The sequence below is a fragment of the Micromonospora sp. DH13 genome (assembly GCF_020873825.1).
GTDB classification, from domain to species: Bacteria; Actinomycetota; Actinomycetes; order Mycobacteriales; family Micromonosporaceae; genus Micromonospora; species Micromonospora haikouensis.
The window spans coordinates 24,489-38,843 of sequence record NZ_JAHWGR010000052.1; the positions used below are offsets into that span (position 1 = coordinate 24,489).

12 protein-coding genes, 1 tRNA gene and 1 pseudogene are annotated in these 14,355 nt (G+C 72.6%); 5 read left to right on the forward strand and 9 right to left on the reverse strand.

Annotated elements, in window-relative coordinates:
* Window positions 1-36: 36 nt before the first annotated feature.
* The 7 genes from LPA42_RS31215 to LPA42_RS31245 all read right to left on the reverse strand — a co-directional run bounded on the left by LPA42_RS31215 (window position 37) and on the right by LPA42_RS31245 (window position 7,327).
* Complete coding sequence (locus tag LPA42_RS31215) at window positions 37-747, reverse strand: ABC transporter ATP-binding protein (RefSeq protein WP_043967447.1); 711 nt, start codon at window positions 745-747, stop codon at window positions 37-39.
* The gene (locus LPA42_RS31220) at window positions 737-1,657 is read right to left on the reverse strand and encodes an ABC transporter ATP-binding protein (RefSeq protein ID WP_228987061.1); all 921 of its coding nucleotides are present in this window, start codon (window positions 1,655-1,657) and stop codon (window positions 737-739) included. The genes LPA42_RS31215 and LPA42_RS31220 overlap by 11 nt, the downstream gene beginning before the upstream one ends.
* The gene (locus tag LPA42_RS31225; RefSeq protein WP_077939125.1) at window positions 1,650-2,804 is read right to left on the reverse strand and encodes a branched-chain amino acid ABC transporter permease; all 1,155 of its coding nucleotides are present in this window, start codon (window positions 2,802-2,804) and stop codon (window positions 1,650-1,652) included. Before LPA42_RS31225 ends, LPA42_RS31220 begins: the two co-directional genes overlap by 8 nt.
* Window positions 2,801-3,751: a branched-chain amino acid ABC transporter permease gene (locus LPA42_RS31230; RefSeq protein ID WP_077939124.1), complete on the reverse strand. Its 951-nt coding sequence runs from the start codon at window positions 3,749-3,751 to the stop codon at window positions 2,801-2,803. The genes LPA42_RS31225 and LPA42_RS31230 overlap by 4 nt, the downstream gene beginning before the upstream one ends.
* Before the next feature lie 92 nt (window positions 3,752-3,843).
* Window positions 3,844-5,013: a branched-chain amino acid ABC transporter substrate-binding protein gene (locus LPA42_RS31235; RefSeq protein WP_077939123.1), complete on the reverse strand. Its 1,170-nt coding sequence runs from the start codon at window positions 5,011-5,013 to the stop codon at window positions 3,844-3,846.
* Between the two features lie 265 nt (window positions 5,014-5,278).
* Window positions 5,279-6,580: a hypothetical protein gene (locus tag LPA42_RS31240; RefSeq protein ID WP_228987062.1), complete on the reverse strand. Its 1,302-nt coding sequence runs from the start codon at window positions 6,578-6,580 to the stop codon at window positions 5,279-5,281.
* Window positions 6,581-6,706: 126 nt separating this feature from the next.
* Window positions 6,707-7,327 (reverse strand): ANTAR domain-containing response regulator, encoded by a 621-nt coding sequence (locus LPA42_RS31245; RefSeq protein ID WP_043969321.1) that lies wholly within the window; start codon window positions 7,325-7,327, stop codon window positions 6,707-6,709.
* Between the two features lie 94 nt (window positions 7,328-7,421).
* Here LPA42_RS31245 and LPA42_RS31250 point away from each other — a divergent pair.
* Window positions 7,422-7,496: transfer RNA gene (locus LPA42_RS31250), tRNA-Leu, on the forward strand.
* Between the two features lie 579 nt (window positions 7,497-8,075).
* Entirely contained in the window at window positions 8,076-8,282 is a 207-nt protein-coding gene (locus LPA42_RS31255) for a hypothetical protein (RefSeq protein WP_228987063.1), read from the forward strand.
* Between the two features lie 39 nt (window positions 8,283-8,321).
* Here LPA42_RS31255 and LPA42_RS31260 read toward each other — a convergent pair whose 3' ends face one another.
* Entirely contained in the window at window positions 8,322-9,500 is a 1,179-nt protein-coding gene (locus tag LPA42_RS31260; RefSeq protein ID WP_228987064.1) for a PLP-dependent aspartate aminotransferase family protein, read from the reverse strand.
* Between the two features lie 102 nt (window positions 9,501-9,602).
* Here LPA42_RS31260 and LPA42_RS31265 point away from each other — a divergent pair, with 102 nt between their 5' ends.
* From LPA42_RS31265 to LPA42_RS31275, 3 genes and pseudogenes are all read left to right on the forward strand, one after another.
* A complete protein-coding gene (locus tag LPA42_RS31265) occupies window positions 9,603-10,082 on the forward strand; it encodes an Lrp/AsnC family transcriptional regulator (protein WP_043967433.1) in 480 nt (159 codons plus the stop codon).
* A 195-nt stretch (window positions 10,083-10,277) separates the two neighbouring features.
* Window positions 10,278-11,216 (forward strand): annotated as a pseudogene (locus tag LPA42_RS31270) (MFS transporter); the annotation flags it as partial.
* 87 nt (window positions 11,217-11,303) lie between these two features.
* Window positions 11,304-12,326, forward strand: a complete 1,023-nt coding sequence (locus tag LPA42_RS31275) for an LLM class flavin-dependent oxidoreductase (protein ID WP_096761688.1) — start codon at window positions 11,304-11,306, stop codon at window positions 12,324-12,326.
* Between the two features lie 214 nt (window positions 12,327-12,540).
* On the opposite strand, the gene LPA42_RS31280 is transcribed toward LPA42_RS31275, so the two are convergent.
* The coding region (locus LPA42_RS31280; RefSeq protein WP_305076048.1) for a rhamnogalacturonan lyase at window positions 12,541-14,355 on the reverse strand (1,815 nt) is incomplete at its 5' end.

Sequence of the window (14,355 nt, forward strand, 5' to 3'; positions counted from 1 at the left end):
CCCGCGAGGGGGACGACCGGCCGCCGGCGGCGCGGGTCAGGCCACGCCGAGGTACGCCTCCTTGACCGCCGGGTCGTGCAGCAGCTCCTGGCCGGTGCCCTCCTTGACGATCCGGCCGGTCTCCAGCACGTAGCCCCGGTGGGCGCGGGACAGCGCCTGCTGGGCGTTCTGCTCCACCAGCAGGATCGTGGTGCCCTGCTCGTTGATCCGGGTGATGATCTCGAAGATCTGCTGGATCAGCTTCGGCGCGAGCCCCATCGACGGCTCGTCGAGCAGCAGCAGCCGGGGCCGGGCCATCAGCGCCCGCCCCACGGCGAGCATCTGCTGCTCGCCGCCGGACAGGGTGCCGCCGGCCTGCTTGCGCCGCTCGGCCAGCCGGGGGAACAGGTCCAGCACCATGGCCATGTCCTTGGCGATCTCCGCCTTGTCCCGGCGGGTGTACGCCCCCATCTCCAGGTTCTCCAGCACCGTCATCCCCGGGAACACGCCCCGGCCCTCCGGCGCCTGCCCGATGCCCCGGGTGACCCGCAGGTCGGCCCGCATCCGGGTGACGTCGGTGCCGTCGAAGACGATCGAGCCCTGGGCCACCGGGCGCAGCCCGGAGATCGCCCGCATCGTGGTGGTCTTGCCGGCGCCGTTGGCGCCGATGAGCGCGACCACCTCGCCCTCGTTGACCACCAGGCTGATCCCGTGCAGGGCCTGGATGCGCCCGTAGAGCAGGGTCAGGTCCTTGATCTCAAGCAGCATCGGTCGGCACCCCCAGGTACGCGGCGATCACCTTCGGGTCGTCCCGGACCTCGGCCGGCAGCCCCTCGGCGATCTTCTTGCCGAACTCCAGCACGACGATCCGGTCGGTCACGCCCATCACCAGCCGCATGTCGTGCTCGATCAGCAGCACGGTCGTGCCCTTGTCCCGGATCTGGCGGATCAGGCCGAGCAGTTCCTCCTTCTCCGCCGGGGTGAAGCCGGCGGCCGGCTCGTCCAGGCAGAGCAGGGCGGGGTCGGTGGCCAGCGCTCGGGCGATCTCCAGGCGGCGCTGCTCGCCGTACGACAGGTTGCGGGCCAGGTCGTTCGCGCGCCGCTCGATGCCGACGAACCGCAGCAGCTCGCGCGCCTTCTCCCGGCCCTCCCGCTCCTCCCGGAAGTGCCGCGGCAGCCGCAGCATGGCCGAGATGACGCTGGTCTTGTGGTGGACGTCCGCGCCCACCATCACGTTCTCCAGCGCCGTCATCTCGGGGAAGAGCCGGATGTTCTGGAACGTCCGGGCGATGCCGGCCTTGGTGATCCACGACCGCCGCTTGCCGTTGGTGCGCTGCCCCTTGAACCGGATCTCGCCCTCGGTGGGCCGGTAGACGCCCGTCATCGCATTGAAGCAGGTCGTCTTGCCGGCGCCGTTCGGGCCGATCAGGCCGAGGATCTCCCCCTTGTAGAGGGTGAAGTTGACCTTGTCGAGGGCGACGACGCCACCGAAGCGCAGCGTCACGTCATCGACCTCCAGCAGCGGTTCCCGCCCCGCCGCGTCGGGCCCGGCCGGGGTGGCCGCCGTCGGCGCGCCGGAGCCGGGCTCCGGTGGCACACCGACCGTGCTGCGGCCGTCGGCGGTGATGTCGCGGTCGCTGCTCGCGTCGCGCTCGCTCTTCATCTGCGGATCACTCACTGGGCACCTTCTCCTGCGGAACCGCCTCCTGCCGCCGGTCGGCGAACTCCGCCGCCCGCCGCCGGTTGGGCACGATGCCCTGCGGACGGAAGATCATCATGACGATGATGACCACCCCGAACACGAGGATGCGGTATTCGGCCGCGTCGAACTCCACCCCGACCAGGTCGCCGGCGCCGCGCAGCCACTCCGGCAGGTACCAGGTGATCGCGCCGCCGACGATCGCGCCCTTGATGTTGCCCGCGCCGCCCAGGATGACCGCCGCGAGCACCAGGATGGAACTTTCCAGCACGAACTGGTCCGAGTTGATGAACGTCTGCTTGCCGGCGAAGACCGCGCCGGTGAGGCCGGCCACCGCCGCCCCGATCGCGAACGCCCACAGCTTGTACTTGAACGTGGGCACGCCCATGACCTCGGCGGCGTCCTCGTCCTCGCGGGTGGCCACCCAGGCCCGGCCGACCCGGCTGTTGGCCAGGTTCCGCACCAGCACGATCACCAGCAGGATCAGGGTCAGCAGCAGCCAGTAGTAGGGCCGGGCGTCGACCACGCCGAACAGCGGCTTGCCGTCGGAGCCGGTGCCCGGTGGGTGCGGGATCGCCGGGATGCCCCGCTGCCCCTGCATCACGCCCTCGTTGCGGGCGGCGTAGAGCCGGATCATCTCGGCGAAGCCGAGGGTCACGATGGCCAGGTAGTCGCCGCGCAGGCGCAGCGTCGGCCCGCCGAGGATGACGCCGGAGACCATCGCGACCATCACCGCGACCGGCACCGCCGCCAGCCACGGCCAGTTCGTCCCCAGCCGGCTCTCCGGCGAGGTCAGCAACGCCACCGTGTACGCGCCGAGCGCGTAGAAGCCGAAGTAGCCCAGGTCGAGCAGGCCGGCGAAACCGACCACCACGTTGAGCCCGACGGCCAGCAGCACGAACACGGCGGTGTCGAACAGCACGCCCGCGAAGTCCGAGCGGGTGGTGTAGAAGGCGAAGTACTCGCTGCCGATGGGGAAGCCGAGGTACTCGTAGAACCACCGGTTCGGCAGGATGTAGAGCAGGACGATCAGCGCCGCGATCGCGGCCCAGCGGACCTGCTTCGGCATCGCCGCCCAGCGGCCCTTGAGGGCCGGGGAGCGGCCCTTGTCCACGGTGGCGGTCATGCGCGCGCCCTCCCGAGAGATTCGCCGAGCAGGCCGGTGGGCCGGAACATCAGCAGCACGATCAGCAGCACGAAGCCGGTGAAGTCCTTCCAGTCTCCGCCGAACAGGCCGGCGGCGTAGTTCTCCGCCACCCCGAGCAGCAGGCCGCCGAGCAACGCGCCGCGCAGGTTGCCGATGCCGCCGAGCACCGCCGCCGCGAACGCCTTGAGCCCGATCAGGAAGCCCACGTTGAACTTCGTGTAGCCGTAGCGGACGTTCCACAGCAGCGCCGCGACGCCGGCCATCAGGCCGCCGAGCACGAAGACCAGCAGGATCACCCGGTTCTTGTTCACGCCCATCAGGGCGGCCGTGTCCGCGTCCTGGGCCACGGCCCGGATGCCGCGGCCCAGCCGGCTGCGGTTCACGAACTGGTCCAGGCTGACCATCATCACCAGCGTGACGCCGAGGATGAGCAGCTGGATGTTGGTGACGGCCGCGCCGAACACGGTGAAGACCGTCTCCGAGGGGACCAGCACGGGCATGCCGAACGGCGCCCGGGAGGTGCCGATGCCGAAGGACTCGGCCAGCACGAACGACGCGCCGATCGCGGTGATGAGGAAGGCCAGCGGAGGCGCGTTGCGCCGGCGCAGCGGCCGGTAGGCGACCAGCTCCACGGTCACCGCCGTCGCCGCCGAGGCGACCGCCGCCACGACCAGGCCGGCCACCAGCGCGAGAATCAGCGGGCCGATGGCGGGCGAGGGGGAATTCTGGTCGTAGCCGAGAGCCTCCCAGGTCCACAGGGCGGTGAACGTACCGACCATGAAGACCTCGGAGTGGGCAAAGTTGATCAGGCGGAGAACGCCGTAGACGAGGGTGTACCCGAGGGCGACGAGCGCGTAGATCGCGCCCTGTTCCAGCCCGGTGATGGTCAGGGCCGGGAAGTTCCCGAACAGTTCATCGAAGTTCAAGTGGGGGCTCCAACTGTGCGGTCAAACGACGCGGCCGGGAGGAACCACTCCCGGCCGCATCGTCTGTGTCCCTGGCGGGACCGGCGAACCGGTCAGGCCTTCGGGATCTCGATGTCCGGGACGACCTGGCCCGCGTTCACCTTGAACGCCCAGACCAGCACCTGGGCCGGGTCCAACTCGCCGTTGGACTCGAACTTGTACGTCACACCGGTGGCGGTGCCCGCCTTGTTGTAGGACTTCACGAAGGCGAGCAGGTCGGCCCGGGTGGACTTACCGGCCTTGATGCCCTCGAGGAAGATCTTCGTGATGTCGTACGACACGTCGGCGTAGGTGCCCGGCTCGGCGTTCTCGAAGGCCGCCTTGTAGTCGGTCACGAAGGTGCCCTTGGCCGCGGTGGCCGGGGCGCAGGGGCAGGTCAGCACGGTGCCCTCGGCGACCTGCTGGCCGGCGACCTTGATGAAGTTGGCGTCGTTGACGCCGTCGCCGGCGACCATCGTGCCCTTCCAGCCGGCACCCTTGAGCTGCTTGAGCAGCAGGCCCGCCTCGGTGTAGTAGCCACCGAAGAACAGCACCGTCGCGCCGCTGCCGACGATCTTGGTGACGACCGCGGAGAAGTTGGTCTGCTTGACCTGGACCTTGTCCTCGCCCGCGACCGCGCCGAGGACCTTCTTGACCTCGTCCACCAGGCCCGCGCCGTACGCCGACTGGTCGTCGACGACGTAGACCTTCTCGGCCTTCAGCACGTTCTTGATGTAGCGGCCGGCGGCCGGGCCCTGCGAGGTGTCGTTGCCGACGCCCCGGTGGAAGATCTTCCAGCTCTTGGTGCTCAGGCTCGGACGGGTCGCCGACGGGGTGATGATCGGCAGGCCGGCCTCGTCGAAGATCGGGTCGGCCACCTCGGACTCGCCGGAGAACGCCGGGCCGACGATGCCGACGACCTTGGTGTCGCCCACCGCCTGCTGGGCCAGCGCCGGGGCCTTGGCCGGGTCGCCCTGCGAGTCGTACTCCGCGAGGTTGACCTTGCAGTCCGCGTTGTCCTTGTTGTACTGGTCGATCGCCAGCTTCGTGCCGTTGCGCATGTGGATACCGAGACCCGCGGCGTCGCCGGTCAGCGGGCCGAAGAAGCCGATCTTGAGGTCGCAGGCCGCCTTGTCGCCGCTGCCACCCTCCGTGCCACTGTCGGCCTTACACGCGGCCGCGCCACTGATAACGAGCGCGCTGATGGCCACGCCACCCAGCACCCGTGCGAGCTTCTGCCTCACGGCTCGTACCCTCCTCAGTCCGAAGGCCCGAACCACCCGCCGCGACTTGCGAATTGGACCTTGTGGGGGGTGGACGAACCGACCGCGTACCCGGTCTGGGCCGGGACGTTATCCCACAGGCAGGGCACGCCGTAAGACCTAGAAAGCGGGGTTGACCTAACCGTTACGTTGAGTGGCCAGATCCGCCGGAGTGCTGTAACACACACCGCGGGGCACGGGCGAAATCGGACATCCGACACCGGCCGGTAACACACCGGTGGCACGCTCAGCCGGGCCTGCCCGGTAGCCGCGCCGACCACAACCGGGCCCCCTCGGCACCGCCGTCCACCAGCAGCAACACCTCGCCACCCGCCCCGGCCACCGCGACCGACCGGTCCGGCGTCGCCGCCAGCGCCACCGGCAGCCGCACCGGCGCCCAACCCCCACCGTCCGTGGAGAACCACGCCGAGGAGCCCGCGGCGGCCACCGCCACCGCCAGCACCCCGCCGTCGACCGCCGCCAGGCCCGCCACCTGCCCCGACCCGGCCGCCGCCGACGGCCCCAACGCCCCGCCCGGTCGCCACCCCGCCACGTCCCGTACCCACGCCGCCAGGGCATCGCCGCGCCGGCCCACCGCGACCAGCCGCTCCCCCACCCGGACCACCCGCTGGAGATCGCCCGGCGCGTCCCCGGCCGGGAGGACCTGCCGCCGCCAGCCGAGACCGTCCGGCGAGGTCCACACCGCCGGGTCACCGCCCGGCCGCCCCGGGGCACGCACCGACCCCACCAGCACCCACCCCGACGCCACCGCCGTCACGTCCGCCGCCCACGTGCGCCCCGCCGCGTCCGACGCCAGCTCGGGCACGCCGCTGACCAGGCGGAACTCCCCCGCGTCGGCCGACGACCAGGCCGCCGCGCCGGTGCCCCGGTTGCCGGCGATCACCCACCCCGCCGGGCCGCCCGCGATCCGCCCCACGTTCACCGCGTCGGGGCCGCCGAACACCTCGAACTCGGCCGGCACCTCCACCACCGAGCCGTCGGCGAGCTGCCGCCACGTGCTGATCCGGGGATTGCCGTGCACCCCGCCGCTCTTCGCACCCACGGCCGCGAGCCGGCCGTCGCGGCAGCCGACCGCCGTGAGCACGTTCTCCGCGCCGTACGCGGTGCGCGGCGTCAGCCGCAGCGGCGACCACGCGAACCCGGCGCCGCCCTGCGCGGTCGACGCAACCGGGGACGGTGCCGCCGGGGACGACGCCGGAGCCGGGCTGGACCACGCCGCCGGCCGGGTCACGCCCGCCGCGTCGGCGACCGCGCCCACCACGAACCAGCGCCCGCCGCACGCCGCCGCGTCCCGCAACAGCAGCCGGCCCGGGGCCCCCGGAGGCGTCGGCAGGGTCAGCGCCCGCCAGTCGGGGCGCAGGGAACCCGGGTCGGGCGCGGCACTCCCCGGGGCCGGCGCGGCACCATCCGGCTCGGGCGCGGCACGCTCGGACGACCGGCAGCCCGCCAGCAGCACCGCGAGGCCGGCGACCACGCCGAGCAGCGCCCGCAACGGTCCCGACGCCCGACGCGGGCGGTGACGAGGCATGCATCCGATCGTATCGATCAACCGGAGCACCGGGGACCCCGCGCCGCCGGGGAACGCCCGCACGGGCCGCGAATCTTGGACGGTTACCGCTCGCGGCGAACAGCAACCGTCCAAGAATCAGGGGCCTCAGGAGGCCGGCTGTGCCACCTCGCCGCCGGCCGTCTCGGCGAGGATCCGCTCGGCGACCTCCTTCATGGTCATCCGGTGGTCCATCGCCGTGCGCTGGATCCACTTGAACGCCTGCGGCTCCGTCATGCCGTACGTCGTCATCAGCGCACCCTTGGCGCGCTCCACCGTCTTGCGGATCTCCAGCCGGTCGGTCAGGCCCGCGACCTCGGCCTCCAGCGCGGCGATCTCCGAGTAGCGCGACAGGGCGATCTCCACGGCCGGCACCAGGTCGCTCTTCTGGAAGGGCTTCACGAGGTACGCCATCGCGCCGGCCGCCCGCGCCCGCTCCACGAGGTCCCGCTGGCTGAACGCGGTCAGGATGATCACCGGGGCGATCCGGGCGCCGGCGATCCGCTCGGCGGCGGCCAGCCCGTCCATGATCGGCATCTTGATGTCGAGGATCACCAGATCGGGCTTCAGCTCCTCGGCGAGCCGGACGGCCGTCTCGCCGTCGCCGGCCTCCCCGACGACCTCGTAGCCCTCCTCGACGAGCATCTCGGCCAGGTCGAGCCGGATGAGCGCCTCGTCCTCGGCGATCAACACCCGCCTGCGCTCGGCATCCGTCTGCGTCTCGGCCACGAGCCACTCCCACCAGTCTGCGCCCGACACCCGCCGTGCCGGGTGTCGCCGTCCCTAGCGTAGTGGGTAGTCTGTCAGGGCCGAATCATGGAAGGCCCTCGTAGCCCAACCGGCAGTAGGCAATGCACTCAAACTGCATACAGTGTGGGTTCGAATCCCACCGAGGGCACAAAAATTGTCATACAGGCGTTCGAAGATAAGCGGGTGCACCCGCCTGAGATCCGCGCCCGCGTCCGCGCGCTCCACCTGTCCGGCTGGAGCATCGCCGAGGCCGCCCGCAGCGTCGGGTTGCCTTACACGACGGTCCGCCACTGGTGCAGGGATCGGCCCGAGAGCAGGCAGCAGGCCAGCGCCCTGCGGTGTTTCCGCTGCCGCCCGGGCGTCGACAATCCGACAGATCCGGGTGCCTACGCCTACCTCCTCGGCCTCTATCTCGGCGACGGCCACCTCGTCACCACCGCGCGGATCCCGGTGCTGCGCGTCTACTGCACGACGTCCTGGCCGGGGCTGATCGACGCCTGCGAGACCGCCATGAGGGCGGTCCTGGCCAACAGCGTGCAGCGGGTCCGGAAGCAGGGCTGCGTGGCGGTCCAGAGCTACGGCCTGCACTGGCCGTGCCTGTTGCCGCAGCACGGGCCGGGCAAGAAACACGAGCGGCCGATCGTCCTGGCCGGCTGGCAACGCGAGATCGTCGCCGCCCGCCCCGGCGACTTCGCGCGCGGCCTGTTTCCACTCCGACGGCTGCCGGGTGACCAACCGGGTGACCGTGCGCGGCAGGGGCTACGTGTACCCGCGCTACCTGTTCAGCAACGAGTCGGCCGACATCATGGGGCTCTGCCAGTGGGCGCTGGGCCTGCTCGGCGTCGCCTGGCGGATGAACCGCCCCAACTCGCTGTCCGTGGCCCGGCGCGAGGCGGTCGCGGTGCTGGACCGGCACGTCGGCCCGAAGTCCTGACCGGCCGGGCGGGGCGTCGTCGTCCGGCAGCGGCAGCGGTCAGCCGAGCGCGGCGAGCGCCTGTTCCAGGTCCGCCCGCAGGTCCTCCGGGTCCTCCAGGCCGACGGAGAGGCGCAGCAGCCCGCCGGCGGGTCGGGCGTCGCCGGTGACGGGCCGGTGGGTGAGCGAGGCGGGGTGCTGGACGAGGGTGTCGACGCCGCCGAGGGAGACGGCGTGGGTGATCAGCCGGCAGGCGGCGGCGACGGTGGCGGCGGCGGGCGCGCCGCCGCGTACCTCGAATGCGAGCAGGCTGCCGGTGCCGGTCATCTGCCGGCCGACGAGCCCGGCGGGGTCGTCGAGGCCGGGGTGGTGCACACGGTCGACGGCGGGGTGGCGGGCGAGCCAGGCGGCGAGTTTCTCGGCCCCGGCGGACTGGGCGCGGACGCGCAGGGGCAGGGTCTGCAGGCCGCGGTGCAGCAGGTACGCGCCGAGGGGGTGCAGGATCGCGCCGGTGAGGGCGCGGACCTGGCGCAGCCGGGCGGCCCAGTCCTCGTCGCAGGCGACGACGCCGGCGAGGACGTCGCCGTGGCCGCCGATGCTCTTGGTGGCGCTGTGCAGGACGAGGGCGGCGCCGTGCCGGGCGGGTCGCTGGAGCACGGGGGTGGCGACGGTGTTGTCGACGAGCAGCGGGGTGTCGCCGGCTGCGGCGGCGAGGGCGGCGATGTCGACGAGGTCGAGGGTGGGGTTGGCGGGGGTCTCGACGACGACGAGGGCGGTGTCGGGGCGGATCGCGGCGGCGACCTGGTCGGGGCGGGCCCAGGTGACGTCGGTGCCGAGCAGGCCGGTGGCGAGGACGTGGTCGGTGCCGCCGTAGAGGGGGCGGACGGCGACGACGTGGCGGCTGCCGTCGCGGGTGGCGGCGAGCAGGGCGGCGGTGAGGGCGGCCATGCCGCTGGCGAAGGCGACGGCGGCGGGGGTGCCTTCGAGTTCGGCGAGGGCGGTTTCGAAGCGGGCGACGGTGGGGTTCCAGAGCCGCTGGTAGACGGCGCTGCCGCCGGGCGGGAGGGTGCCGCCGGTGGCGAGGGTTTCGTAGGCTTCGCCGCCGTCGGTGACCGACGGCAGCGGGTTGGTGGTGGACAGGTCGATGGGTGGGGCGTGGACGCCGAGGGCGGTGAGGTCGGCGCGGCCGGCGTGCACCGCGGCGGTGTCGACGGATCGGGTGTCCACGGTGCTGCTCATGGCGGGAAGCGTCGAACATCGCAGTGATGCCGGGCAAGAGAACCGTAGAAGATTCTGCGAGTGAGGCTTCAGTTACGCGGAGATTCGGAGCAGGATGGGTGGATGCCCCTTGCACCGAATGATGTGCGGCCCTTCGCCGCCCTGGACGACGTCGACCGCGCGATCCTGACCGAGTTGGCCGCGGACGGCCGGCTGCCGAACAACGCCCTCGCCGAGCGGGTCGGGGTGGCGGCGTCGACCTGCCTGACGCGCACGAGGGCGTTGCGGGAGTGCGGGGCGATCCGGGGGTTCCACGCGGAGGTGGATCCGGCGGCGGTGGGCCTGCCGTTGCAGGCGCTGGTGTCGGTGCGGTTGACGGCGCACGAGCGGGCGGCGGTGGACGCGTTCCGGGCCCGCTCGGTGCGGCTGCCGGGGGTGGTGTCGGTGTTCCACGTGGCGGGCGCGGAGGACTACGTGCTGCACGTGCGGGCCGCGTCCGGGGACGCGTTGCGGGACTTCGTGCTCGATCATCTGGCGGTGGATCCGGCGGTGCAGCACACCCAGACGAGCCTGATCTTCGAGCAGGTGCGCGGCACGGGCTGAGGACGGGACCGGCCGGGGCGGGCCGGCGGGCCGGCACGGCAACAGTCGGGCAGGTCGGTGCGGCAACCAGCCGGCAGGCCGGCACGGCAACAGGCCGGCAGGCCGGTGACGCCACCGGGCCAGCCGCGTTGTACGGGGTGAGGCGCACCGGCCCACCGGCGGTCGCGCGGGGCCGGGAGAGACGCGGGTGTCGGCATGCGCAGATGGTTTCCCCTGACGGCGGTCTGCCTGGGCACGTTCATGCTGCTGGTCGACGTGACGGTGGTGACGGTCGCGCTGCCGGACATGGTGCGGGACCTGGACGCGTCGTTCGGCGCGGTGCAGTGGGTGGTCGACGCGTACGCGCTGGCCCTGGCGGCGCTGGTGCTCGGGGCGGGGGCGGTGGCCGACCGGGTGGGGCACCGGGTGACGTACCTGGTGGGGGTGGTGGTGTTCGCGCTGTCGTCGCTGGCGTGCGGGCTCGCGCCCGGCGCGCAGGGGCTGGTCGCGGCGCGGGCGGCGCAGGGCCTCGGCGCGGCGGCCATGTTCGCCACGACGTTCGCGCTGCTCGACGGGGCGTACGCGGGCCGGGACCGGGGTGCCGCGTACGGGGTGTGGGGGGCGGTGTCGGGGGCGTCGGCGGCGGTGGGGCCGGTGCTGGGTGGGCTGCTCACCGAGGGCGTGTCGTGGCACTGGATCTTCTTCGTGAACCTGCCGGTCAGCGCGGTGGCGCTCGGGCTGGGGGCGCGGACGCTCCCGGCGGGCCGTCCGGCGGTGGGTGGGCGGGTGGACGTCGGCGGGGTGGTGGTGTTCGCCGTGGCGGCGGGCTGCGCGACGTACGCGCTGATCCGCGCGGCCGAGGCGGGCTGGTCGGATGCCGTGGTGTGGGCGGCGGCGGGCGCGGCGGCGGTGCTGCTGGCGGGGTTCGCCGTGGTGGAGTGGCGGGTCCGGCAGCCGATGTTCGACCTGGCGTTGCTGCGGGACCGGGCGTTCGTGGCGGTGCTGCTGGCGGGGCTGCTGTTGACGTTCGCGGCGTTCGCGCCGTTGGCGTACTCGATGATCTGGTTGCAGTCGGTGCTGGGGCTGGGTCCGGTCGGCGCGGGCCTGACCGGGCTGCCGATGTCGGTGGTGGCGTTCGTGGTGTCGGCGGTGTCGGGGCGGGTGGGCGGATTCCGGGTGCCGGGGCGGGCGGGGACCGACCGGGCGACGGGGCGGGCGGGAACAAACCGGGTGCCGGCGGGGTTGGTTCCTCGCGTGATCGATGTACCCCTGTCAGTCCTTGACGTCGCCCCGGTCGCGGCCGGCTCCACGGCCGGCGAGGCCCTGCGGCACACCACCGACCTGGCCCGGCGGGCCGAGGAGCTGGGCTACCGGCGGTTCTGGGTGGCCGAGCACCACAACATGCCGGCGATCGCGAGCTCCGCGCCGGCGGTGCTGATCGCGCACCTGGCCGCGCACACGAGCACCATCCGGCTGGGCTCGGGCGGGGTGATGCTGCCCAACCACGCGCCGCTGGTGGTGGCCGAGCAGTTCGGCACGCTGGAGGCGCTGCACCCGGGCCGGATCGACCTGGGCATCGGCCGGGCGCCGGGGACCGACCAGGTGACGGCGCTGGCGTTGCGCCGGACGATGGAGGGGCTGTCGGCCGAGGGGTTCCCCCGGGAGCTGGCGGACCTGATGGGCTACTTCACCGGCGAGCACGCGGGGCCGATCGTGGCGACGCCGGGGCGGGGCGAGCAGCCGCAGGTGTGGCTGCTGGGCTCCAGCGGGTTCAGCGCGCAGCTCGCGGGGCTGCTGGGGTTGCCGTTCTCGTTCGCGCACCACTTCAGCGCGCAGCACACGCTGCCGGCGTTGGCGCTGTACCGGCAGCACTTCCGGCCGTCGCGGTGGCTGTCGGAGCCGTACGCGATGGTGGCGGTGAACGCGATCTGCGCGGAGACCGACGAGCGGGCGCAGTGGCTGGCGGGGCCGTCGGCGCTGGCGTTCCTGAAGCTGCGCTCGGGGCGGCCGCAGCCGCTGGCGTCGCCGGAGGAGGCGGCGGCGTACCCGTACACGGCGGCGGAGCGGGAGTTCGTCGTGCAGCGGCGGGAGGGGCAGGCGATGGGCTCGCCGGAGACGGTGGGCCGGCAGTTGACGGAGTTGCTGACGCGGACCGGCGCGGACGAGTTGATGCTGACGTCGATGGTGTACGACGGGGCGGACCGGGTGCGCTCGTTCGAACTGGTCGCCGAGAAGGTGGCGGGCGGGTTGCGCCGGCAGGGGTGAACCCGGCGACCCGAACCCGGTTGGAAACGCCCGAAACACGATCTTCATACCGGCGTCACCGGTGCGTTGCGGTCGCCGCGTAACTTTGGTTCCGGTGGTGGTACGGCACTCCCCGGTCGGGACGGGTCGGGGGTGCTGCGGTGTGGTGCACCGGGCCGGAGCTGTGCGGATTCCGCGGCTGCGGCCCGGTGCCTGCCACCTTACCTAAGCGCGGTCAGCGCAGGTAGATGTTGGGCGTGGGCGGGGTCCCCATGCCGTCTCCGATGAAGAAGCCCGGGTGTGGCGGCTGGTTGTAGGCCGTGTTCTGCCAGGCGATCGCGGCGCGGTACTGCGGGTCGTGCATGAGGGTGTGGATCCGGGTGCTGGTCTGGGTCGGGGTGCTGTAGATGCGCAGGGCGCGGCTGTCGCTGGTGCGCCAGATCACTTCTTCCCGCCAGTCGCCGAGGATGTCGCCGGAGAGCGCCGGCGTGGACTTGGTGCTGTTGTTGGAGGCGACGTCGCTGCCGGTGAGCAGCCGGGTGTCGCCGGAGGTGCCGTACTTGTCGATCTTCGTGCCGTCGAGGAGTTCGCGCACCGGGTCGGCGTCCCACCAGGCGAGGAAGTTCGCCGACGACGGCTTGCGGCCGACGTTCTGGCCCCTGGTGTTGGCCAGGTAGCTCACCGCCGACGACCAGGACTCGGCGCCGGGGCTGCCGGCCCAGATGTCGCCGGAGACGCCGCGGCCGTTGTCGCCGGAGGCGGGGGTGGACCAGATGACCTGGCCGGTGCGGGCGTCGGCGAAGTAGGAGCTGGGCTTGCTGCCGTCCTCGTCGACCTTGAAGACCTCCAGGCCGGAGCGGCTCGGGTCGAGGTCGCCGACGTGCAGGGCGTCGCCGTGGCCGTTGTTGGTGGAGTGCAGCAGGCGGCCGTTGTCGTCGATGGTGGCGGCCCCGTAGACGATCTCCTGCCGGCCGTCGGCGTCGACGTCGGCGACGGACAGGTTGTGGTTGCCCTGCCCGGCGGCGGCGGAGTTGCCGGAGGCGTTGGAGTCGAACGTCCACCGCTTGGTGAGGGCGCCGTTGCGGAAGTCCCAGGCGGCGATGACGGCGCGGGTGTAGTAGCCCCGGGCCATGATCAGCGAGGGGCGCTGGCCGTCGAGGTACGCGGTCGCGGCGAGGAACCGGTCGACGCGGTTGCCGTAGCTGTCGCCCCAGGAGGAGACGGTGCCGCGCGGCGGGTCGTAGTTGACGGTGGACACCGCGGCGCCGGTGCGGCCGTCGAACATGGTGAGGAACTCGGGGCCGGACAGGACGTACCCGCTGGAGTTGCGGTAGTCGGCCGACGACGAGCCGATGACCTGGCCGGTGCCGGAGCGGGTGCCGTCGGCGGTCTTCATGGCCACCTCGGCGTCGCCGTCGCCGTCGTAGTCGTACACCTGGAACTGGGTGTAGTGGGCGCCGGCGCGGATGTTGCGGCCGAGGTCGACGCGCCACAGCCGGGTGCCGGTGAGGGTGTACGCGTCGACGTAGACGTTGCCGGTGTAGCCGGACTGCGAGTTGTCCTTGCTGTTGGACGGGTCCCACTTGAGGACGATCTCGTAGTCGCCGTCGCCGTCGAGGTCGCCGACGCTGGCGTCGTTGGCCGAGTAGGTGTAGGCCTCCCCGGTGGGGGTGGTGCCACCCGGCGGGACCTGCAGGGGCACGTCGAGGTAGCCGTTGGCGAACTGGAGCGCGGGCGCGGACGCCGCCTGCTCGGCGCCGCCGACGACGGCCCGCACGGTGTACGCGGAGCCGGCCGCCGCCCCGGCGTCGAGGTAGTTGGTGGCGCCGGTGATCGGGCTGGCGTTGACCTTGGTGGAGCCGCGGTAGAGGTTGAACGACACCCCGGAGGTCTCGGTGCCCAGCAGCCGCCAGGAGACGAGGTTGCCGCTGCCGGAGCGGACGCTGATCAGCCCCCGGTCGAGGTTCTCCATCTGCTTGGCCCCGGCGGGCGGGGTCGTGGGCGGCGGGGTGGTGGGTGGCGGCGTGGTCGGGGGCGGGGTCGTGGGTGG